Annotated in this window: 15 protein-coding genes and 3 pseudogenes; 12 read left to right on the forward strand and 6 right to left on the reverse strand. The window is 61.9% G+C overall.

What is annotated here, in order from left to right; translation table 11 throughout:
* Positions 1-454 precede the first annotated feature (454 nt).
* The gene (locus N4R57_14435) at positions 455-1,210 is read right to left on the reverse strand and encodes a sulfite exporter TauE/SafE family protein (protein UYV36213.1); all 756 of its coding nucleotides are present in this window, start codon (positions 1,208-1,210) and stop codon (positions 455-457) included.
* 161 nt (positions 1,211-1,371) lie between these two features.
* Here N4R57_14435 and mdh point away from each other — a divergent pair, with 161 nt between their 5' ends.
* The 11 genes from mdh to N4R57_14490 all read left to right on the forward strand — a co-directional run bounded on the left by mdh (position 1,372) and on the right by N4R57_14490 (position 15,013).
* The gene (gene mdh, locus N4R57_14440) at positions 1,372-2,334 is read left to right on the forward strand and encodes a malate dehydrogenase (GenBank protein ID UYV36214.1); all 963 of its coding nucleotides are present in this window, start codon (positions 1,372-1,374) and stop codon (positions 2,332-2,334) included.
* A 245-nt stretch (positions 2,335-2,579) separates the two neighbouring features.
* Positions 2,580-4,160, forward strand: coding sequence for a hypothetical protein (locus N4R57_14445; GenBank protein UYV36215.1), 1,581 nt, complete (start codon positions 2,580-2,582; stop codon positions 4,158-4,160).
* A gap of 276 nt (positions 4,161-4,436) precedes the next feature.
* Positions 4,437-5,630 (forward strand): ADP-forming succinate--CoA ligase subunit beta, encoded by a 1,194-nt coding sequence (gene sucC / locus N4R57_14450; protein ID UYV36216.1) that lies wholly within the window; start codon positions 4,437-4,439, stop codon positions 5,628-5,630.
* A gap of 5 nt (positions 5,631-5,635) precedes the next feature.
* On the forward strand, positions 5,636-5,962 hold the full coding sequence (locus tag N4R57_14455) for a hypothetical protein (protein ID UYV36217.1): 327 nt from the start codon (positions 5,636-5,638) through the stop codon (positions 5,960-5,962).
* Positions 5,963-5,974: 12 nt separating this feature from the next.
* On the forward strand, positions 5,975-6,856 hold the full coding sequence (gene sucD, locus N4R57_14460; GenBank protein UYV36218.1) for a succinate--CoA ligase subunit alpha: 882 nt from the start codon (positions 5,975-5,977) through the stop codon (positions 6,854-6,856).
* 26 nt (positions 6,857-6,882) lie between these two features.
* Entirely contained in the window at positions 6,883-7,341 is a 459-nt protein-coding gene (locus N4R57_14465; GenBank protein ID UYV36219.1) for a DUF805 domain-containing protein, read from the forward strand.
* 33 nt (positions 7,342-7,374) lie between these two features.
* On the forward strand, positions 7,375-10,335 hold the full coding sequence (locus N4R57_14470; protein UYV36220.1) for a 2-oxoglutarate dehydrogenase E1 component: 2,961 nt from the start codon (positions 7,375-7,377) through the stop codon (positions 10,333-10,335).
* A gap of 12 nt (positions 10,336-10,347) precedes the next feature.
* A complete protein-coding gene (gene odhB, locus N4R57_14475) occupies positions 10,348-11,871 on the forward strand; it encodes a 2-oxoglutarate dehydrogenase complex dihydrolipoyllysine-residue succinyltransferase (protein ID UYV36221.1) in 1,524 nt (507 codons plus the stop codon).
* A gap of 106 nt (positions 11,872-11,977) precedes the next feature.
* On the forward strand, positions 11,978-12,997 hold the full coding sequence (locus N4R57_14480) for a glycosyltransferase family 2 protein (GenBank protein ID UYV36222.1): 1,020 nt from the start codon (positions 11,978-11,980) through the stop codon (positions 12,995-12,997).
* A gap of 3 nt (positions 12,998-13,000) precedes the next feature.
* Positions 13,001-14,389, forward strand: coding sequence for a dihydrolipoyl dehydrogenase (gene lpdA / locus N4R57_14485; GenBank protein UYV36223.1), 1,389 nt, complete (start codon positions 13,001-13,003; stop codon positions 14,387-14,389).
* A gap of 12 nt (positions 14,390-14,401) precedes the next feature.
* Positions 14,402-15,013 carry a hypothetical protein gene (locus N4R57_14490; GenBank protein UYV36224.1) on the forward strand — a complete coding sequence of 204 codons (612 nt, stop codon included), beginning with the start codon at positions 14,402-14,404 and terminating at the stop codon, positions 15,011-15,013.
* Positions 15,014-15,148: 135 nt separating this feature from the next.
* Here N4R57_14490 and N4R57_14495 read toward each other — a convergent pair whose 3' ends face one another.
* The 4 genes and pseudogenes from N4R57_14495 to N4R57_14510 all read right to left on the reverse strand — a co-directional run bounded on the left by N4R57_14495 (position 15,149) and on the right by N4R57_14510 (position 18,051).
* Positions 15,149-15,751 (reverse strand): pyridoxamine 5'-phosphate oxidase family protein, encoded by a 603-nt coding sequence (locus tag N4R57_14495; GenBank protein ID UYV36225.1) that lies wholly within the window; start codon positions 15,749-15,751, stop codon positions 15,149-15,151.
* On the reverse strand, positions 15,738-16,475 hold the full coding sequence (locus N4R57_14500) for a 1-acyl-sn-glycerol-3-phosphate acyltransferase (GenBank protein ID UYV36226.1): 738 nt from the start codon (positions 16,473-16,475) through the stop codon (positions 15,738-15,740). Before N4R57_14500 ends, N4R57_14495 begins: the two co-directional genes overlap by 14 nt.
* Positions 16,475-17,342 (reverse strand): annotated as a pseudogene (locus N4R57_14505) (cell division protein FtsX). The gene N4R57_14500 and the pseudogene N4R57_14505 overlap by 1 nt, the downstream one beginning before the upstream one ends.
* 32 nt (positions 17,343-17,374) lie before the next feature.
* Positions 17,375-18,051, reverse strand: a pseudogene (locus tag N4R57_14510) (ATP-binding cassette domain-containing protein).
* A gap of 169 nt (positions 18,052-18,220) precedes the next feature.
* Here N4R57_14510 and N4R57_14515 point away from each other — a divergent pair.
* The gene (locus N4R57_14515) at positions 18,221-19,228 is read left to right on the forward strand and encodes a zinc-ribbon domain-containing protein (protein ID UYV36227.1); all 1,008 of its coding nucleotides are present in this window, start codon (positions 18,221-18,223) and stop codon (positions 19,226-19,228) included.
* A gap of 148 nt (positions 19,229-19,376) precedes the next feature.
* Here N4R57_14515 and N4R57_14520 read toward each other — a convergent pair.
* Positions 19,377-22,089 (reverse strand): annotated as a pseudogene (locus tag N4R57_14520) (TIGR02302 family protein).
* Positions 22,090-22,133 lie beyond the last annotated feature (44 nt).

Consider the following 22,133-nt stretch of genomic DNA (forward strand, 5'->3'; position numbering starts at 1 on the left):
GGCTTTGCCGGTTTTAGCGGGCTGGTGAGAGTGTCGGTGGGAGGGAAGGCAGGCCCTGCGCGCAGGTTAGAGTGGGGGACAGGCAGGTTTGAGGCGCACCTTTGGTGCGACACACGCAGGTATAAGTGGGAGCCAGACTGGTTTTGAGGCGCACCTTCGGTGCGACACACGCAGGTATAAGTGGGGGCCAGACTGGTTTGAGGCGCACCTTCGGTGCGACACACGCAGGTATAAGTGGGGGCCAGACTGGTTTGAGGCGCACCTTCGGTGCGACACACGCAGGTATAAGTGGGGGCCAGCCCCCACACCCCCGGAGTATTTACAGCAAGATGAAGGGCTGGGCGGGGCGCTTTGAGATTGCGGTCTTGGCGGTGGTTTTTCGGGGGGCTTTCGGGTGGCACGTTTTGGGTGCTGTCGCGATGGTGGGTTTGGGCAGCGTTCACGAGCGAGGCGGTTAGGTGAGGCCGTCCCAGATGAGTTTGCTGCCGGTGATGGTGAGCAGCACGTAGGTCAGCGCGAAAAAGGCGCGCTCAGGGATTGCGTAATGCGCTTTGACGCCGAGCCAAGTGCCCAAGAGCGCGAAGGGGGCGAGCCAGAGGTCGATCAGGAGGGTTTCCAAAGTGAAGATGCCGAGCATGCCATAGGGCAAGGCTTTGAACACGTTGGTCGCCCAGAAGACAATCACGGTGGTGGCCTGAAATTCGGTCTTGGCGGGGCGTTTGGACAGCAGATAGACCGCCGCCGCAGGGCCGCCGGCGTGGGCGACAAAGCTGGTGAAGCCAGCAACCAGCCCGGCGAGCGCGCCGCCCCAGCGCGGCAGCGGGCGCGAGGCAATTGGCAAGCGCCCGGCGCGGGCCGCGATTTGCCACAGCACGAACAACACGGCGATGGCGCCGATCAGCAGACGCAAATGGTCGGGATCGGCGGCGCGATAAAACGCTGCGCCAAGCGCCACGCCGGGCAGCGCGCCGGACAGCAATATCCAAGCATCCCCCGTGTTCCACCGCTTCCAATAGGGTTTGAGCGTGGCGGCGTCGATCAGCATCAAAAGCGGCAGCATGATCCCGATCGCCTGCCCCGGTGCGATCACCAAAGCCAGAATCGCCGCCGAGGCAAAGGCCGCGCCAGAGCCGAAACCGCCCTTGGAAATGCCAGCAAAAACGACAGCGGGCGCCGCGATGGCCAAAAAGCTTGGATCTGGCGCAAACATGGGTTTGCCTTTTGTAAGTAACGGTTTCGTAAACGGTTTAGCGCTAATGCGGGGGCGCGCCTAGGGGGGAAGCGGCCCTGCTGCGCTGCGGCACTCTTGCGTGTGGCCGTCAGAAGCCTTAGGCCATGCGCGACAAAACAAACCAAGCGGAGACATTTCCCATGGCCAGACCTAAAATCGCGCTGATCGGCGCGGGTATGATTGGTGGCACCCTCGCCCATATGGCAGCGATGAAAGAACTGGGCGATATCGTCCTGTTCGACATTGCCGAAGGCATTCCCGAGGGCAAGGCTCTCGATATCGCGGAAAGCGGCCCGTCGGAAGGCTTTGACGCCGCGCTGAAAGGCACGCAGGATTACGCCGATATCGCGGGCGCAGACGTCTGCATCGTCACCGCCGGTGTGCCGCGCAAACCCGGCATGAGCCGCGATGACCTGCTTGGCATCAACCTTAAAGTCATGAAATCCGTCGGTGAGGGCATTGCCGCCCATGCGCCCGACGCTTTCGTCATCTGCATCACCAACCCGCTTGACGCGATGGTTTGGGCGCTGCGCGAATTTTCCGGTCTGCCGACCGAGAAGGTCTGTGGCATGGCCGGTGTGCTGGACAGCGCGCGCTATCGTCATTTCCTGTCGGAAGAGTTTGGCGTGTCGATGCGCGATGTCACCGCCTTTGTTCTGGGCGGGCATGGCGACACGATGGTGCCGCTGGCGCGTTATTCCACCGTTGGTGGCATCCCCCTGCCCGATCTGGTTGAGATGGGTTGGACCACGCAGGAGAAGATGGACAAGATCGAGCAGCGCACCCGTGATGGTGGCGCCGAGATCGTTGGCCTGCTGAAAACCGGGAGCGCCTATTACGCCCCCGCCACAAGCGCCATCGAAATGGCCGTGGCTTACCTCAAAGACCAGAAGCGCGTGCTGCCTTGCGCGGCCTATTGTGACAGCGAATACGGGCTGAACGGGCTGTATGTCGGCGTGCCGACCATCATCGGCGCGGGCGGTGTTGAGCGGGTCATCAACATCAAGCTCAACAAAGACGAGCAAGCGATGTTCGACAAATCGGTTGATGCGGTCAAAGGGCTTGTCAAAGCCTGTAAAGAGATCGACGGCACGCTGGCCTAAGCCAGTATTGCAGTGACATGAAAGGCACTGGTGCGCTTGCACCGGTGCCTTTTTTGTTGGGCGCTGGTTGAGGCCGGTGTTTGGCGCGCGATTAAGGGCAGCGGGTTTGAGACCTGTCCGGGTTTGACAGTGTAATTGGGCGGCACGGCCCGCCTTTGGGTTGCACCGCCCGCGCACAGCGGTCCATTGTTGAGGCGTTCGGGGCCAGCCCCCGCCGGATCGAGCGAAATGATGAGGTGTGCCAGATGATGTTGAAAACACTCAAACGGGCGGTGACGACGACGGCGCTTTGCACAGGGGTTTTAACGGGGATTGTAACGGGGCTGACGACCGGGCTTTTTGTCGGGTCTGGCGGCGCTGTGATGGCGCAAACTCAGACGCAGGCGCAGAGCGAGCTGGCGCTGCGCGGTTTGGAAGGGCAGATTGCCGCTCTGAAGGCGGCACCCGATACCAACCTGTTCGAGCTTGGTGCGCTGGAGGCATTGCGGGCGGTCGAAAAGTCGCTGCAAGCGCGGTATGAATACGGGCTAGGCGAAAGCATTTTGAACATTCCGCTGCTCCGGCTGAGCGCGGGCAGCGCGCGCAATCCGTTTGCGAAACCCGCCGGGCCGGACACGCTTTCGACGATTATGAAAACCTTCCTTGATGACATGGACGCGGTGCGCGCCACGCTTGAACGCGCAAAAGCGGATGGGGTGAAGCCCTTTACCCTCGTGCTTGACGACGTGTGGTTTGATGCCGACATGAACAGCCGCCGCGACCGTGGCGAAGGTGTGGTTGAAACGCTTGGGCCGATGCTTTTGGGCCGTCGCGCGGCGCGGGAATTGGCCAAATCCGGCGCGGGCCCGATGGAAGTGCGCTTTGACGACGCCGATCTCGCGTGGTTGGTGGCTTATAGCCATATGCTGTCGGGGGCGGGCAATGGCTTGCTTGCGTTTGATCCGTCGCCGGTGCTGGCCGATATGGCCGCAAAGCGCAAGATCCTCGACGCCGCGCCGCAACTGCCGGAGTATTACGATCAGGCCGAGGTGCAGGCCGATATCGCCACGCTCAAGGCCGAGCAGGCGCGCGTCAAGCAAGAGGCCGACGCGCTGCGCACCGAAATGAGGCCGCACAACAAGACGCTTCAGGAGCTGCGCAATGAGCGGCGCAAGCCCGAGAACCGCGACCTGCGTGCCGAGATCGACGCAAAGATCAAAGCCAAGACCGCCGCCATGGCCGACTATCGCACGCGCAGTCGCGAGCTTTCGCGCGCCCGCTCGTCGCTCAGACGCGAGTTGCGCGCCGCAGAGGGCAAGCTGACCAACACCGGCTCGAACCGGAATTCGGTGGCCGAGTTCCGCCCCGCCTTTGACGCGATCTATGTCACGCTCGCCGCGCTCAGACAGGAGCCGGACGCGGCGCGGATCAAGGCGATGATGACCCATTGGCGGGCTATGATTGCCGAAAACAAACGCTTTTGGGCGCTGGTTGCGCAAGAGACCGACAACGACCGCGAGTGGATTCCCAACGCCCAGCAGACTCAGGCGCTTGGGGTCGAGATTGACCCGCAAATGGCCGAGACATGGCAAGCCGTGCTGCAAGACGCCGAGGCGGTTCTGACCGGGCGCTTGCTTATCCCGCACCCGCTTTTGCCCAAGGGCTATGGGATCAGCCTTGCGCATTACGAGCAATTCCCGACGCGGCTTGATATTCTCGGCTTGATCCATGGGGTTGGGCTTTATGAGCACGCCGCCAAGGGGCCGCGGATTTCGGCGCAGAACTGGCAACGGTTCAACCGGATGACCAACGGGCGGGCCGGAATGTTCTCGCTTTTCTTTAACTAAGGCGGGCTTTTTTCGCGGGCAGCGGGCGGGGTTTATCCCCTGCCCGCCCACAGCCACAGGTGCTGGCGGATATGACGACAGGGTCTGTGGTGGGTGATTCTAGTTGAAATCGCAACGGCTGCGTGAATGCGCCGCATGTGATCACACGTTTTGAAGCTGTGATCACAAATAGTGAAAAATGACGCTAATTCCCGCGCGTTGCATGAAATCGCTTAGCTTTACATCAACCTTATGCAACTAGCTGGGGTTAAGTGTAGCAATCAAAGGGTATGCCCGATGAACATCCATGAATACCAGGCGAAGGCTTTGCTTCGCACCTATGGCGCGCCGGTCTCCGACGGTCGCGTTGTCACCCGTGCGGAAGACGCCAAAACCGCCGCAGGCGAGCTGGACGGTCCGCTCTGGGTTGTCAAAGCGCAAATTCATGCGGGCGGGCGCGGCAAAGGCAGCTTTAAAGAAGCAGACGCTGGCGAAAAAGGCGGTGTGCGCCTTGCCAAATCGGTTGAAGAAGCCGCCGAAGAAGCCAAGCGTATGCTGGGCCGCACCCTTGTCACCCATCAGACCGGACCGGTCGGCAAGCAAGTGAACCGCATCTATATCGAAGACGGTTCGGGCATCGAAACCGAGCTTTACCTCGCCCTGCTGGTCGATCGCCAGACCAGCCGCGTGTCGTTTGTCTGCTCGACCGAAGGCGGCATGGACATTGAAGAGGTTGCCGAGGCGACCCCCGAAAAGATCCTGTCGTTCAGCGTTGATCCCGCCACCGGCTATCAGGCATTCCACGGTCGCCGTATCGCCTTTTCGCTTGGCCTCAAGGGCGTGCAGATCAAGCAATGCGTCGCGCTGATGGGCAACCTCTATAAAGCCTTCCTTGAGAAGGACATGGAGATGCTGGAGATCAACCCGCTGATCGTGACCGACGAAGGCAACCTCAAGGTGCTGGACGCCAAGGTCAGCTTTGACGGCAACGCGATGTATCGCCACGCCGATGTGGCCGAGCTTCGCGATGTGACCGAAGAAGACCCCAAAGAGCTTGAGGCATCGAAATATGACCTCAACTATATCGCTCTGGACGGTGAAATCGGTTGTATGGTGAATGGCGCGGGTCTTGCCATGGCGACGATGGATATCATCAAGCTTTACGGTGCCGAGCCTGCCAACTTCCTCGATGTGGGCGGTGGCGCGACCAAGGAGAAGGTGACCGAAGCGTTCAAGATCATCACCTCGGACCCGCAGGTCAAAGGTATTCTGGTCAACATCTTCGGCGGCATCATGCGTTGTGATGTGATCGCCGAGGGCGTTGTCGCCGCCGTGAAAGAGGTCGGGCTCAAGGTTCCGCTGGTTGTGCGTCTGGAAGGCACCAACGTGGAAGAAGGCAAAGCGATCATCAACAATTCCGACGTTGATGTGATCGCGGCTGACGACCTCAAAGATGGCGCCGAGAAGATCGTGAAAGCGGTAAAAGGGTAACTGTTGTGTCTGTAAAGATTGATGACAATACCGTCCAGATTACAGAGTCCGATGTTCGAAATCGGTACATCCCTCTCCGCCACGTGATCCAGATGTTTCCACCTGATTGCCTTGGAGGCGACAACGGGTCGACCGACCCCGGCGCTTTGGTGACGATACATCTGGACGGCGTAAAGGAACCGGTTGTGACAGATCTTTACAAAACAAAGAAAACACCTCGCAAGACCGGAACAGTCCGGGAATTCTATGAACGCGGAAACGCGAAGGGTGGAAGCCATCTTTTCATTGAAAAGTTGGCTCCGCGTGAGTTTCGCATCACCGTTATAAGCTAAGGAGCACGCCAGATGGCAGTCCTAATCGACGAAAATACCAAGGTGATCTGTCAGGGCCTCACCGGCTCGCAGGGCACATTCCACACCGAGCAAGCCATCGCTTATGGCACCAAGATGGTCGGCGGCGTGACGCCGGGCAAAGGCGGGCAGACGCATCTTGAGCTGCCGGTCTTCAACTCGGTCCACGAGGCGAAACATGTGACCGAGGCGAATGCCTCTGTTATCTATGTGCCCCCGCCCTTCGCGGCGGACAGTATCCTTGAGGCGATCGACGCCGAGATGGAAGTGATCGTCTGCATCACCGAAGGCATCCCGGTTCTGGACATGATGAGGGTGCAGCGCGCGCTGGAAGGCTCCAAGAGCCGCCTGATCGGCCCGAACTGCCCCGGTGTCATCACGCCCGACGCCTGCAAGATCGGCATCATGCCCGGCCACATCCACCGTCGCGGCTCGTGCGGTGTTCTCAGCCGCTCTGGCACGCTGACCTATGAGGCGGTTAAGCAGACCACCGATCTGGGTCTGGGCCAGTCCACCGCCGTGGGCATCGGGGGCGATCCGATCAAAGGGACCGAGCATATCGACGTGCTGGAATGGTTCCTTGCGGATGATGAAACCCAGTCGATCATCATGATCGGTGAAATCGGTGGCTCGGCCGAAGAAGAAGCCGCGCAATTCCTTGCCGATGAGAAGAAAAAAGGCCGTTGGAAGCCGACGGCTGGCTTTATCGCCGGGCGCACCGCCCCTCCGGGCCGCCGGATGGGCCACGCGGGCGCGATTGTCGCCGGTGGCAAAGGTGGCGCCGAAGACAAGATCGAAGCCATGCGCTCCGCCGGGATCGTGGTGGCCGAAAGCCCTGCGGATCTGGGCAAATCGGTCATGGAAGCGATCGGGTAAACGTGCCTATCTAAGGGAGAGGAACCATGGATTTCCAAACCGCCATCAAAACCTGCCTGACCGAGAAATACGCCAATTTCTCGGGCCGGGCGAGCCGCTCGGAATACTGGTGGTTTCTGCTGGCGGTGGTGATTGGGGCCGTGGTTCTCTCTCTTCCGGGTATCTGGATACTCAGCACGGTTTATTCTCTTGCGCTTTTCCTGCCCGCTGCGGCGGCGGGCGCAAGGCGGCTTCAGGATACCGGCCGTCCGGGCTGGTATATCTTCATCCCCATGGGGCTGGGCATGATCGGACAGCTGTTTTTCAACGCGTCCGTCGACATCGGTCCTGACGGGATGCCGACCGAAATTCCAAGCATGACGACAAGCATGTTCATGGGGCTGTTTGGCCTCGTGCAACTTGTGCTCGTGGTCGTGTTCATCTGGTGGCTCACCCGCCCCTCCGAGCCACAAACCAACACCTATGGCCCCCCGCCTGCGGCCTAATACGCGGCGCGTTCATTTGGGAAGTAACCTACCATGACCGAGCAATCCTCTAATGACCAGTTCCACGCCTCTTCCTTTATGCAGGGGCATAACGCGGAATATCTGGAACAGATGTATGCGCGATACGCCAACGATCCGAATGCGGTTGACGAGTCGTGGCAGACGTTTTTTGCCCAGATGGGGGATGCCGAAACGGATGTGAAGGCCGAGGCCGCAGGGCCGTCATGGGCGCGCGCCGACTGGCCGCCGATGCCGAGCGACGAGCTGACCAGCGCGCTCACCGGGGAGTGGCCCGCCGCCCCCGACGAAGGCAAAGCCGCCGGTGACAAGATCAAGGCCAAGGCCGCCGAAAAGGGCATCAAGGTCAGCGACGAGGCGGTGAAACGCGCCGTTCTGGACAGTATCCGCGCGTTGATGATCATTCGCGCCTATCGCATTCGCGGCCATCTGGTGGCCGATCTTGACCCGCTGGGGATGCGCGCCAACACGCTCCACCCTGAGCTTGACCCCGCGTCCTATGGCTTTACCGAAGCCGATATGGACCGCCCGATTTTCATTGATCAGGTGCTTGGCCTTGATATCGCCAGCATGCGCCAGATCGTTGACATCGTGAAGCGCACTTATTGCGGCACTTTCGCGCTGCAATACATGCATATTTCCAACCCCGAGGAGGCCTCGTGGCTGAAAGAGCGTATCGAGGGGCTGGGCAAGGAAATCGCCTTTACCCGCGAGGGGCGCAAGGCGATCCTGAACAAGCTGGTCGAGGCCGAAGGCTTTGAGAAGTTCCTGCATGTGAAATACATGGGCACCAAGCGGTTCGGCCTTGATGGTGGCGAGGCGCTGATCCCGGCGATGGAGCAGATCATCAAGCGCGGCGGCAACCTCGGCGCCAAGGAAATCGTTATGGGCATGCCCCACCGCGGGCGTCTGTCGGTGCTGGCCAATGTGCTGGCCAAACCCTACCGCGCGATTTTCAACGAATTTCAGGGCGGTAGCTTTAAGCCCGAAGATGTCGATGGTTCGGGCGATGTGAAATACCACCTCGGCGCGTCGTCTGACCGTGAATTTGACGGCAACACCGTTCACCTGTCGCTGACCGCGAACCCCAGCCACCTTGAGGCGGTGAACCCGGTTGTGATTGGCAAGGTCCGCGCCAAGCAGGATCAGCTGAAAGACAGCGACCGCACCAAGGTGATCCCGGTGCTGCTGCACGGCGATGCGGCCTTTGCCGGTCAGGGTGTTGTGGCGGAATGCTTCGGTCTCTCGGGTCTCAAAGGGCACCGCACCGGCGGCACGATCCACATCATCGTCAACAACCAGATCGGCTTTACCACTGCGCCGCATTTCAGCCGCTCGTCGCCCTATCCGACCGATATTGCGCTGATGGTCGAAGCGCCGATCTTCCACGTGAACGGCGACGATCCCGAAGCGGTGGTGCATGCCGCCAAGGTTGCGACCGAGTTCCGCCAGAAGTTCCACAAGGACGTGGTGATCGACATCTTCTGCTATCGCCGGTTCGGCCATAACGAAGGCGACGAGCCGATGTTCACCAACCCGGTGATGTACAAGCGGATCAAGAAGCACAAGACCACGCTGTCGCTCTATACCGAGCGGCTGGTCAAGGACGGGCTGATCCCCGAGGGCGAGATCGAGGATATGAAAGCCGCGTTTCAGGCGCATCTGAATGATGAGTTCGAGGCCGGCAAGGATTACAAACCCAACAAGGCCGATTGGCTTGATGGCCGCTGGAGCCATCTCGACCGGCGCGATCAGGACGATTACGACCGTGGCGAAACCGCGATCAAGCCCGACACGATGGCCGAAGTCGGCCGCGCGCTGAGCACCGCGCCTGAGGGCTTCCCGCTGCACCGCACCGTGTCGCGGCTGTTGGATGCCAAGGCCGAGATGTTCGAGAGCGGCAAAGGCTTTGACTGGGCCACCGGCGAAGCCTTGGCCTTTGGCTCGCTGCTGTCCGAGGGATACCCCGTGCGCCTGTCGGGTCAGGATTCAACCCGCGGCACGTTCAGCCAACGCCACTCGGGCTTTATCGACCAAGAGACCGAGGAGCGCTATTATCCGCTGAACCATATCCGCGAGGGGCAGTCGCAATATGAGGTCATCGACTCGATGCTCAGCGAATATGCCGTGCTGGGCTTTGAATATGGCTTCTCGCTGGCGGAACCCAATGCGCTGACCCTTTGGGAAGCACAGTTCGGCGATTTCGCCAACGGCGCGCAGATCATGTTTGATCAGTTCATCTCCTCGGGCGAAAGCAAATGGCTGCGCATGTCGGGCCTTGTCTGCCTGCTGCCGCATGGCTTTGAGGGGCAAGGGCCAGAGCATTCCTCGGCCCGGTTGGAACGCTTCTTGCAGCAATGTGGCGGGGACAACTGGATCGTGGCCAATTGCACCACGCCGGCCAACTATTTCCACATCCTGCGCCGCCAGATCCACCGCTCGTTCCGCAAGCCGCTGATCCTGATGACGCCGAAATCGCTTTTGCGTCACAAGCTGGCGGTTTCGACCGCCGAGGATTTCACCACCGGGTCGAGCTTTCACCGGGTGCTTTGGGATGACGCGCAGCAGGGTCTGTCAGAGACCAAGCTCAAGGCCGACAAACAGGTCAAGCGCGTGGTGATGTGCTCGGGCAAGGTTTACTATGACCTGCTGGAAGAGCGCGACGCGCGCGGGATCGACGATATCTACCTGATGCGGATCGAGCAATTCTATCCCTTCCCGGCGCATTCTCTGCTGAACGAGCTTGAGCGGTTCAAAGGCGCCGAGATGATCTGGTGTCAGGAAGAACCCAAGAACCAGGGCGCGTGGAGCTTTATCGAGCCCAACATCGAATGGGTTCTGGGCCGCATCAAAGCCAAGCACACCCGCCCGACCTATATTGGCCGTCCGGCCAGCGCCTCGCCCGCGACAGGGCTGGCGGCGCAGCACAAGAAACAGCAACAGGCGCTCGTGAACGACGCGCTGACACTCAAGTAAGGAATAGACCCCATGGCAACCGAAGTTCGTGTCCCTACCTTGGGCGAAAGCGTAACCGAAGCCACCGTCGCCACCTGGTTCAAGAAACCCGGTGATGCGGTGGCCGTGGATGAAATGCTCTGTGAGCTGGAAACCGACAAGGTGACAGTCGAAGTCCCCTCGCCCGTGGCTGGCACATTGGGAGAGCTGGTCGCGGCAGAGGGCGACACCGTGGGTGTTGATGCCCTGCTCGCGATGATCTCTGAGGGCGGCGAAGCCAGCGCCGATGCGCCCGCCAAACCCGCCGAAAAAGCCGACGCCCCCGCCGCAAACAGCGGCAGCGGCAGCGGTGACAGCGTTGACGTGATGGTCCCCACCTTGGGCGAAAGTGTCACCGAAGCCACCGTGGCGACTTGGTTCAAGGCCGTTGGTGACAGTGTCGCGCAAGACGAAATGCTCTGTGAGCTTGAGACGGACAAGGTCTCTGTCGAAGTGCCCGCCCCGGCGGCTGGCGTTCTGGCCGAGATCACCGCGCCCGAAGGCACCACCGTTGACGCATCCGCCAAGCTCGCCGTGATCAGCGGCAGCGCCGATGGCACCGTCGCGCCCGCCCAGCGCCCCGCCGCAGCAGACAGCAGCAGCAGCGCCGACAGCAAAGACGTGGCCAACGCCCCCTCAGCCGAGAAGATGATGGCAGAGAAAGGCATTGATCCGTCTTCGGTCAAAGGCACAGGCCGCGACGGGCGCATCATGAAAGAAGACGTGATGAAAGCCGCAAGCGCCCCTGCCGCCGCCCCTGCATCGGCCCCTGCCCCCGCCGCCGCCGCACCGCGCGCGCCTGTGGCCGCCGATGACGCCGCCCGCGAGGAACGGGTCAAGATGACAAGGCTGAGGCAGACCATCGCCCGCCGCCTGAAAGAAGCGCAGAACACCGCCGCGATCCTGACCACCTATAACGAGGTCGACATGGGTCCGGTCATGGACCTGCGCAAAACCTATAAGGACGAGTTCGAAAAGAAACATGGCGTGCGCCTTGGTTTCATGTCGTTCTTTACCAAGGCCTGCGTGCATGCCCTGCGCGAAGTGCCCGAAGTCAACGCCGAGATTGACGGCACCGACATCGTTTACAAGAACTTCGTCCATATGGGCGTGGCTGCGGGCACACCGCAGGGTCTTGTCGTGCCGGTGATCCGCGATGTGGATCAGAAAAGCTTTGCCCAGATCGAGAAAGAGATCGGCGAAAAAGGCCGCCGCGCCCGTGATGGCAAGCTGTCGATGGCCGAGATGCAGGGCGGCACGTTCACGCTCTCCAATGGCGGTGTCTATGGCTCGCTGATGTCCTCGCCCATCCTGAACCCGCCGCAATCGGGTATCCTTGGCATGCACAAGATTCAGGACCGCCCGATGGTGGTAAACGGTGAAATCGTGATCCGTCCGATGATGTATCTCGCGCTCTCCTATGACCACCGGATCGTTGACGGCAAAGGCGCTGTGACCTTCCTTGTGCGCGTCAAGGAGGCGCTGGAAGATCCGCGTCGCTTGTTGATGGACCTGTAAGAGGCTATCATGCCCGCCCGTGCCAACGGGCGGGCGCTGCCCCTGACGCACGCGCCATGGGCAAAGACGCAATATCAGCGCGACTGCACAGAAGGCCCCCCGCCCGATGACCATGCCCCTCCCTCCCGTCGCTCTTGCCGCCGCGATGCGCAACGAGGGGCCGTATATTCTTGAATGGCTGGCCTATCATCAAGCGGTCGGATTTGGCTCGGTGCTGATCTGTTCCAACGATTGCACCGATGGCTCCGATGCCTTGCTCGACCGGCTGGGCGAGGCCGGAGAAATCAGCCATATCCACAACACCCCCGCCCCCGGCCAGTCGCCCCAAGACGCGGCGATGGAGCGCGTGTTTGCGGCCCTGCAAGAGAGCGAGGTCGAGTGGCTCTGCCATATCGACAGCGACGAATTCGTGCAGATCGCCCATGGCGCGGGGCATATCGACGACCTGATGCAGCACTGTGGCGGGGCCGATGTGATCGCCCTTGTCTGGCGGATGTTCGGCGACAACGGGCATGGGGTGCAAACCCTGCCGGTGCTGCCGAATTTCACCGCCTGCGAACCCGCGCCCGACCCCGAAACGACCAAGTTCAAATCGCTCTTTCGGTTTCGCAAATTCGGCCACGCCAATGATCACCGCCCCGTCGCCCCCAAGAGCGATGACATACGCGTGGTGAACGCCGCCGGAGTGCGCCTGCGCAACAACATCCGCGGCAACGACAAGCGCGCGCGCTATCATCCCACGGACCGCGCCATCGCCCCCGGTGCCGCCTGCATTAACCATTACGCCACCCGCGCGGCGGATGATTTTCTGATGAAAAACGACCGTGGCGACGGCCAAGGTGCGGCAGGGCGCAAATACCATCTGGGAAGCGCCTGGCACCGCCGCGCCAACCGCAACGAGGTGCAAGACCGCGCCATCCTGCGCCACTGGCCCGCGGTTGAGGCCGGATTGGCCCGCCTGCGCGCCCTGCCCGGCGTGGCCGAGGCCGAGCGCGCCAGCCTAAGCTGGCACCGCGCCCGCCACCGCGCCATTCTAACACCCGAGACACGTCGGCATTGGGGTCAGCCCGCCGATGCGCTAACCTCTGGGGCAAAGGCCCCGACACGAACCTTCAAGGAGAGCTAAGACATGGCAAGTTATGACGTGATCATCATCGGCGCAGGCCCCGGCGGCTATGTGTCCGCCATCCGCTGCGCGCAGTTGGGCCTTAAGACTGCAGTGGTCGAAGGCCGCGAGACGCTGGGCGGCACCTGTCTCAACATCGGCTGCATCCCGTCCAAGGCGATGCTGCATGCCACGCATATGCTGCATGAAGCCGAGCATAATTTCGCTGACATGGGCCTCAAAGGGAAGTCGCCCTCGGTCGATTGGAAACAGATGCTCGCCTATAAGGATGACGTGGTTGGCCAAAACACCGGTGGCATCGAATTCCTGTTCAAAAAGAACAAGATCGACTGGATCAAAGGCTGGGCCAGCATCCCCGAAGTGGGCAAGGTCAAGGTCGGCGACGACGTGCATGAGGCCAAGAACATCGTGGTCGCCTCCGGCTCTGAACCGGCCAGCATTCCGGGCGTTGAGATTGACGAGGACCGCATCGTCAGCTCGACCGGTGCGCTGACCCTGCCGAAAGTGCCCAAAAAGCTGGTCGTGATCGGCGCAGGCGTGATCGGGCTTGAGCTTGGCTCGGTTTATCAGCGGCTTGGCGCCGAGGTGACTGTTGTTGAATATATGGATGCGGTCTGTCCCGGTATGGACGCCGACGTACAGCGCACCTTCAAACGCATCCTTGAAAAACAGGGGCTGAACATCATCACAGGCGCTGCCGTGCAATCGGCCGAGGCGCTGAAATCCAAGGCCAAGGTCACCTATTCGCCCAAGAAGGGCGGCGATGACGTGACGATCGAGGCCGATTACGTTTTGGTCGCCACGGGCCGCAAACCCTATGCCGACGGGCTGGGGCTCGACGCGCTTGGCGTCGAGATGACGAAGCGCGGCCAGATCGCGACCGACGCGCAATGGGCCACCAACGTCAAAGGCATCTATGCCATCGGTGATGTGACCGAAGGCCCGATGCTGGCCCATAAGGCCGAAGACGAAGGCATGGCCGTCGCCGAAGTGCTGGCCGGCAAGCATGGCCACGTGAATTATGGCGTGATCCCCGGCGTGGTCTATACCACCCCTGAGGTCGCCACCGTCGGTCAGACCGAGGCCGAGGTGAAAGAGCAAGGCATCAAGCCGAAAGTCGGCAAGTTCATGTTCATGGGCAATGCGCGGGCCAAGGCGGTGCATCAGGGCGAAGGCTTTGTGAAGCTGATCGTGCATCCAGAAACCGACCGCATTCTTGGCGCGGCGATCATCGGCCCGGCGGCAGGCGACATGATCCATGAGCTGTGCGTGGCGATGGAATTCGGCGCAAGCGCGCAGGACGTGGCGCTGACCTGTCACGCGCATCCGACCTACTCCGAGGCCGTGCGCGAAGCCGCTTTGGCCTGTGGTGACGGGCCGATCCACAGCTAATGGGCTGGAGCCATGAGCCAAAGCCGCATTGATCCCTCTGCGTTAGAGCCCGACCCCGGGCTCTTTCGCGATGCCAATTTCAAACTGGCGGTGATTGCGCGGCTGATGGAGCGTGGCGGGTTGGAGTTCGGCCCCTACCCCGATTTTCTGCGCTGGCTCGAAGGGCCGCAATATGACTATGAAGCCCACGGCCATTTGCTGTCCGAAAAGGCGCGCGACTATTTCACCCGCTATCCGCTCAGCCCGCGCCAGCGCGGCCAGATCGAGGTGCTGGAGTTTGATGGCGGGCTTGATATCTATCCGTTCATCTTTCCGTTCTGGAGCGGCGAGTCGGATGATTTCGATATCCGCTCGCTGGTCGATCTGCAGCTTTTGCCGAACCTGCGCCGCTTTGGCGCGTTTTCAATGCTGCAAAGCGCCGACCTTGGCCCGGTAAAGGATCACCCGGCGCTGGAAGTGCTCACGCTCGGGCTGATCGGGCAAGAATGGGTGCGACTGTCGAGCCTGCTCACCCTGCCCCGGCTGACACATGTGACTGCGTTTCGACGTGATATCACAACCGCGCGCAACCGCCGTGTGCTTGCCACGCTCAAGTCGCGTGGCGTCACCGTACAACTCCACTGACGGGCTGCTTCTGTTGCAAAGGACGCGGAATTCGTCACGAATTCCGGCTGTTTTTTCGCCACGAAAAAAGCCAGGCGTGCCGCCCAAAAATCCTTCAAGGATTTTTATCCGAATTCTTTGAAAGAATTCGGCGCCCTACCAGAGCGTTCTTTGTGCCCGCTCGGGGAAAGCCTCGTCAAACGCTGCGCCGTCGATCTCGCCCTTCGTCGCATCCTCAAGCAATTCACCCAGGCTTGGCACTTGATCGCTATCATCACGCGACCAGACGCCAGAGCGCAGAAGCGATTTCGGGCATTGCGGGTAAACCTCGCCAATGTCGATCACGATCACCGATGCCGGATGCTTGCCTTTTTGCTCGAACCGCTGGCGCAATCCTTCGTCAACGCTCAAGAAGGCGGTGCCATTGACGCGCATCACCACGTTTTCCCCCGGCACAAGAAACATCACAGACACCCGCCCGTCACGCACGATGTTGCGCAACGTATCGAGCCGGTTATTGCCGCGCCAGTCGGGCATCAGCAGCGTTTTGGCGTTGAACACCTGCACCACCGGGCCGTTGTCGCCGCGCGGGCTGGCGTCGGTGCCCTCCTCGCTCACCGACGAGAGAATGCAAAACCGCGAGGCTTCGATCCATGTGGTATAAAGCGGCGTCAGCGCCGTGGTCACCTTGCGCGATGAGGCCTCGCTGACCTCGCCATAAAGCGCCTCGAGCGCTGCGATTGTCTCAATTTTCTGCAATGAACCCGGCCTCTTCCATCAGTGCGTTAGAGCGCGCTTCGACCGAGGTTTCCAACTCGGCCATGAACTCTTTCTGCGTCATTGATCCCGGCGCGATGGGGTCCAGAAACTCGACCACCGCCAGCCCCGGTTTGCGCAGCATCGTGCCCTTGGGCCAGAACAGCCCCGCATTGGTCGCCGCCGGAACGCAAGGTTGCTGCAGCTGGTCCGACAGCGCATAGGTGCCAATTTTATAGGGCTTGTGCTGCCCCGGACGCACCCGCGTGCCTTGGGGGTAGATCACCAGCTGGCCCGCCATCGCCGCGCCCGACCGCACATCGGCCACCATCTTCTTGATCGCCTGTCCCCGCTTGCCGCGATTGACGGGCACACAGCCCAGCCGATAGGCATAAAGCCCGATAATCGGCGTCCACAACAGCTCGCGTTTCATGATGAATTTGGGGATCGGCACCGCGTCAAAGATAACGAGAATATCAAGGAACGACTGGTGCTTGGCCGCGATCATCACCTCATCCGTTGGCACGTTGCCGCGCACTTCGGTGCGCAAGCCGATCAGCACCCGCGCCGTAAACAGCGCCCAGCGCGCATAAAGCTTGCAGGCCTGTCGCGCGCCAGCGCTCGACACCACCGCATAGGGCAGGAAAACGATGCCGAGGATCAACATCATGACCGCGTTTTGCACCACATAAAGGATCGAGACAAACCAGCGCCACGCCAAAACCATCAGCTGAGTCCTTTCAATGTTTTACGTGCCGCCGCACTCGTCGCGGCAAAGCCGACGACACCGGCAATCGGCGGAATGATCAACGGCCAAAGCCAATGCAGCCCCGACAGGCCAAGACCGGTCAAAAACCCGCCATCCCCCCGGCCGAGGGCAACAGCAGCATCGCCAGCATCCCCACCCCGGTGCCAAGCGCCGCGCCGCCAATCGCGCGCAGCGTGAAGCGGCGCACAAAGGCCTGCGCGATATAGGTATCACGCGCCCCGACAAGGCGCAGCACCGCAATAACCTGTGCATTCGCCGCCAGCGCCGCATTCGCCGCCAGCGTGATCATCGCCGCCATTACCGTAAAGATCAGCCCGATCGACAACCAGCCAAGCGCGCGCAACCGCGAGGCCGCGCTGACCAGCGGCTTGCGCCAACGGGTGTGATCGTCGAGCACCGCGCCCGGCACCTCGGCCGCAAGCCGCAGGCGCAGGCCGGCGGCGTCATAGCCGCTCGTGTCCTCGATCACCTCGATCAACTGCGGAATGGGCAGCGCATCAACCGGCACATCAGGGCCGAACCACGGCTCCAGCAACTTGCGCTGCTCCTCATCACTCAGCGCGCGAGACGAGGCGACACCGGGCGTGGTTTCCAACACCCGCAACGCCGCATCGGTCTGGGCCTGCATCTGATCCGCCGGGGCCGAGATGCGCAACGTCGCCGAGCGGGCAAGCTCATCCCCCACCGCGCCGCCAAGCGCCCCGAGGCCAGCGATAGAGCCAACGAAAAGACAGCGAGGAACGCCATCGCCGCCGCTGCAAACAACGTCAGCCGCGCGGTGAACCCGGTGGGCGGCACCACCCGGTCGGCCTGGGCGTCGCCCATGATCAGGTTGAGAATTTCCGAGGGATTAAACTTCACAAATCCGCCCCCGCAAAATGCAATTGCCGGTTGGAAATGCGCAAAACCCGCGCCTGAACATGGCTTTTCGCCGCCCGGATCAACCCAAGGTCATGGGTCGCGATCATGATCGTCTTGCCCATCCGGTTCAGCTCGATCAGCAGGCGCAACAGGCGCTGCGACATCTCCCAATCGACGTTGCCGGTCGGCTCATCCGCCAGAATAACATCGGGCGACATGATCACCGCCCGCGCCAGCGCGGCGCGTTGACGCTCGCCGCCTGACAGCTCGGGGGGCAGCGCGTCGGCTTTTTTCTGCAACCCGACCCAGCCGAGCAGCTCTTTCAAATTCGCCGTCTCATCCAGCGTTGCACGCCCCGCCACCGTCAGCGGCAGCGCGACGTTATCGGCCAGCGGCAGATGATCCAGAAACTGCACATCCTGATGCACCACCCCGATCCGCCGCCGAGTCAGCGCCACATCATCGCGGCTCATCTGGCGGACATCGGTGTCAAACAAGCGGGCATGGCCCGATGTCGGGATCAACGCGCCATAGCAAAGTTTCAGGAAAGTCGTCTTGCCCGCGCCCGACGGGCCGGTCAGAAAATGAAACGATCCCGGTTGCAGCTCAAGCGACACACCGCTCAAAAGCTCCCCCCGCCATAGCTGTAGGCCGCGTTTTCCAGCTCGATCAAGGCTTGGCCTCCCGCCATCATTCGGTTCTTTCTTGCCTCAGAGGCGAAAAAGTTGCAATCCGCTGCCCAGTTTTGACGTGCAATTTCTTTGCGCTTTGCCAAAGATACGTTACAACATATGGTATAAAAGAGCGGGATCAGACCGCCAATCAGGCAAAATAGGTGCGATATGCGGTTGATCTGTCCGAATTGCGGGGCACAATACGAAGTTCCAGAAGATGTGATCCCCGATGGTGGGCGTGACGTCCAATGCTCAAATTGCGGCGATACGTGGTTTCAAAAACACCCCAGTCAGGATCGCGAGCTTGCCGAAGAGCTGGATAATCCGCTCGACGATGCCCATTGGGACGATGGCAATGCTGCTCCAGCGGAGCCAGCGCCGGAACCAGAGCCCGCACCGGAGCCAGACCCTGCGCCCGAGCCGGAACTTGTGCCGGAGCCCGAGCCAGAACCCGCCGAAAACGTCGAGCCGCAAAACTATTTTGACGATACGCTCGATGATACACCCGACGATACGCTAGGTGATACCCTGGCAGACACCGAGGACGACGATTTTTTCAACGCCGCCCCCGCCGAACAGGCCCCCGCCCCGCGTGAGCTTGACGAAGAAGTCACCGGCATTCTGCGCGAGGAGGCCGAGCGTGAGCGGCAAGCGCGCGCGCTTGATACCGGAGGCAGTCTGGAAACCCAGCCCGACCTTGGCATCGACGAAGGTCTTGCCCCCGAAAGCCAGCGCGACCGCGAAGCCCGCGCCCGCATGGCCCGTATGCGTGGCCTGTCCCAAGAAGAAGCGCTTGGCGCGACGTCAGGGCTTGAGGCCAACGCCTCGCGCCGCGAACTTTTGCCGGACATCGAAGAGATCAACTCATCGCTGCGCAAAGACAGCGACCGCGTTGTCGCCGCCGAAGTTGACGCGCCTGTCACGCCCGCCGTTCAGGAACGCAAAGGGTTTTCGCGGGGGTTCCTTGCGATTGTGGTGATCTTTACGCTGCTCGTGCTGCTCTATGTCTATGCCGACACGCTGTCCGAGATGGTCCCGGCCCTAAGCGGTGTGCTTGATAGCTATGTCGACATGGTTAACAACCTGCGCGGCTGGCTCGACAGGCAGATGCTGGCGCTGATGGGCTGGCTTGACGGGCTGAGCGGTGACACTCCGGCGGCGGGTGGCGATAGCTAAGCCGGTTGCGGTTTAAGTATCTCACCCTTGCCTGCGCCGCCGCCTCGCGGGGGCGGAGCGCTCCCTTCAGCAGATTAACCAAGAGCTACACGGCGGCCTAGTCAGCGGCCACTCGCACAGCGCTCGGTGATCCGACAAGGCGGCCGCCTCAAAACCGGTCCAGCAACCGTTCGAGGTAATTGCGCTCGGGCTTGGGGCGCGATTGATCGCCGGTGCGGCGGCGGATTTCATCTAGCAGGTCACGGGCGCGGCGATAGACGTCTTCGCCTTGCAACATGTTCTGCTCTACCCCCGGCGCGCCGCGCATGTTGCGGCCCAGCGGGTCTTGCTGTTGGCCGCGACCGGCGAAATTCTCTGGCGTCTGGCCCTGTTGCCCCGGCTGGTTGCGCTGCCCTTGCTGGGCCAGCGCCTCGCCCAAGTTGCGCATGCCGTCGCGCAGCGCGTCCATCGCCTCGGCCTGTTTGTCGATCGCTTCGGCAAGGTCCTTCTGGCGCAGCGCCTCTTCGGCGCCGTCCATCGCCTTGCCCGCACGATCCAGCGCATCGCGTGCCGCGTCGCCTTCGGGTGTTCCGGTGCCGGGCAGGCCGCGCTGCTGCGATTCCAGCTGACGGCGCAAGGCCTCCTGCCGGTCGGCCAGCGATTGTCCCAGATTGCCGGGCGTGCCATCGCCCGCCTGTCCACCGGGTTGGCCGGGTTGGCCCTCGCCGGGTTGGCCGGGCTGTCCGCTATCGCCTTGCCCCTGCCCGTTGCCCTGCCCCTCGTGGCTCTGGCCGCGGCCCTGCCCGCCCGAGCGCCCCTCGTTGCCTTGGCTTTCGCCGGCATTGGCGCCGGGGTTGAACTGTTCCTGCAGATCGCGGAACGCCTGATCCGACAGGCCTTGCTGTTCGCGCAGCGTGTCACCCAACCCTTCCAGAGCCTGCTGACCGGGCGATTGCCCCTGTCCGCCCTGCCCTTCGGTGATGCGCATGTTTTCCATCATCTGCTGGAATTCTTCCAGCGCCTGCTGTGCTTCGGCCATGCGGCCCTGTTCCATCAGGTCCCTGAATATGGTCCATCATGCGCTGCAAATCCTGCTGCGTCATCTTGGTCGTATTCTTGTCCTGCTTGCCGTCGTTGGGCTTGTCCGTGCCGTCGCCGCGGTTCTTGCGCTCCTCGGCAAACTTGCGCTCAAGCTGGCGCATGTAATCATTCGTGGCGTCGCGCAATTCGTTCATCAATCGCGCGATTTCAGCGTCAGAGGCGCCGTTTTTCATCGCCTGATTGAGCCGCTCTTGCGCCTGTCGCATCCGCTCAAGCGCATCGGCGAGTGTGCCTTCTTCCAATTGCAGCGCCAGTTCCCAAAGCGCCTGTGCAATCTCGTCGCGGGTGTCGTCGGGCATGTCAAACCGGTTCGCCGCCTCAAGCCGCCGCAGGATAATCCGCAAGCGCAGGTAATCCGTCTCGCGTTTGAACACCCCGTCGGGGCGGTGCGACACCGCGCGGATCACCTGTGCAATCCGCCCGGCGTTGTCGCGGTTCCACAACAGATCACGGCGCAGTTCAATCACCGCCGCCGCCATCGGATCAAAGAAATGCCGCGCCGCGAGGGTCATCGCATGGGTCGGGCTTGCGCCTTCGTTACCGGCGGCATCCGTCGCCTTGAGCGTGACCTTGACCGGCAGGTTGGCCCATGGGTGCTCGCTGAAATTCTCGACCAGAACGTCTTGGAAATCATTGCGCCCGCGTGCGACGGGCAAGGGCAGATCGACGGTGATCATGTCACGCGGCTCTGGGTCAAGCACAAGCCCGTAGCGCCGCTCGATCGCGCCCAGATCAAGCGTGATCTCGGCGCGTCCCGACACGACCTCGTAATCATCGCTGGCGGCAAACGGCATGGTGAAGGCGCCAATCGCGCTTGTCTCGGCGGGGCCGGTGGCGTCAATGACCGGCGCCGCGTCGGCGATCATCGCCACGTCCCAGCTGCGCCCGCCTTCGCCCTCAATGCTCAGCTTGCCTGAGCGTTCCAGCGTCAGATCATGGCTCATCGTGTCCGTGATTGCGGGGGGCTGGCCGGGTTGACCGGGTTTACCGCCTGCGCCCGCCTCTGCTGTTTTCTCTGCTGGCGGCGGTGGCGGCGGCGTGGCCACATCCTGCACCAGCGTCAGCGCATCGGCGGGGCCGTAAAACCGCAGGGTGATCCGGCTGCCTGATGGCGCGTTCAAAACGTCGCCCTTCACGTCCGCCAGATATTGCACCGGCAAACCGGTATAGGACGGCGGTTCGATCCAGCCTTCCCAGCTTGGACCGGCCGCGGCGGCCACGGCTGCGCCGCCGCCGGGGGCCAGCTCCGTCACGCTCGCCACTTTCCAAAGCGAGCCGAACAGGAACGCCACCGCCAGCGCCAGAACCGCCATAAAACGCAGCCCGAAAGGATCCCGGCCAGACACCCGCAGATCGGGCGCAACGGGGCGCGCCGCATCTGCCCGCGCGCGCATCCGCGCCTGATGAGCCGCCCAAACCGCACGCGATGCTTCGTCATCCGCGCCCAGCACCTGAGAATCAAGCATCGCCTGAATCGGTCGCCCTGGCATCGTTGCATCCAGCCGATGCAGCGCCTCGTCACGCGCCGGCCAGCGGAACGCCATCGCCCCACGCAGCGCAAACCAAAGCGTCGCACCAATGCCCAGCGCCCCGCACAACCACACCACCCAAAGCGGCACGCTGTCCTGAAGGCCCAGCATCAAAGCGGCCATAATGACGAATAAAACCGACCAAAGCGGCCAAAACGCCCGCGTCACCCGTTCGGCCACAAGCCCGAGCCGCGTCAGGCCAAGCGGCCAGCGCAAACGGCTTAGTGCGGCATTGCGGGAGCGTGCGTCGATCGGCCTGCCTCCGGGGTTGAATGTGCCAGCCCCGGCGCGTCCTG

Source organism: Rhodobacteraceae bacterium D3-12, from assembly GCA_025916135.1.
GTDB lineage: Bacteria > Pseudomonadota > Alphaproteobacteria > Rhodobacterales > Rhodobacteraceae > JAKGBX01.

Excerpts from the sequence above, each read along its gene's own strand:
- N4R57_14435 (UYV36213.1), bottom strand. The coding sequence starts at position 1,210 with ATGTTTGCGCCAGATCCAAGCTTTTTGGCCATCGCGGCGCCCGCTGTC.
- mdh (UYV36214.1), top strand. The coding sequence starts at position 1,372 with ATGGCCAGACCTAAAATCGCGCTGATCGGCGCGGGTATGATTGGTGGC.
- N4R57_14445 (UYV36215.1), top strand. The coding sequence starts at position 2,580 with ATGATGTTGAAAACACTCAAACGGGCGGTGACGACGACGGCGCTTTGC.
- sucC (UYV36216.1), top strand. The coding sequence starts at position 4,437 with ATGAACATCCATGAATACCAGGCGAAGGCTTTGCTTCGCACCTATGGC.
- sucD (UYV36218.1), top strand. The coding sequence starts at position 5,975 with ATGGCAGTCCTAATCGACGAAAATACCAAGGTGATCTGTCAGGGCCTC.
- N4R57_14465 (UYV36219.1), top strand. The coding sequence starts at position 6,883 with ATGGATTTCCAAACCGCCATCAAAACCTGCCTGACCGAGAAATACGCC.
- N4R57_14470 (UYV36220.1), top strand. The coding sequence starts at position 7,375 with ATGACCGAGCAATCCTCTAATGACCAGTTCCACGCCTCTTCCTTTATG.
- odhB (UYV36221.1), top strand. The coding sequence starts at position 10,348 with ATGGCAACCGAAGTTCGTGTCCCTACCTTGGGCGAAAGCGTAACCGAA.
- N4R57_14480 (UYV36222.1), top strand. The coding sequence starts at position 11,978 with ATGACCATGCCCCTCCCTCCCGTCGCTCTTGCCGCCGCGATGCGCAAC.
- lpdA (UYV36223.1), top strand. The coding sequence starts at position 13,001 with ATGGCAAGTTATGACGTGATCATCATCGGCGCAGGCCCCGGCGGCTAT.
- N4R57_14490 (UYV36224.1), top strand. The coding sequence starts at position 14,402 with ATGAGCCAAAGCCGCATTGATCCCTCTGCGTTAGAGCCCGACCCCGGG.
- N4R57_14500 (UYV36226.1), bottom strand. The coding sequence starts at position 16,475 with ATGGTTTTGGCGTGGCGCTGGTTTGTCTCGATCCTTTATGTGGTGCAA.
- N4R57_14515 (UYV36227.1), top strand. The coding sequence starts at position 18,221 with ATGCGGTTGATCTGTCCGAATTGCGGGGCACAATACGAAGTTCCAGAA.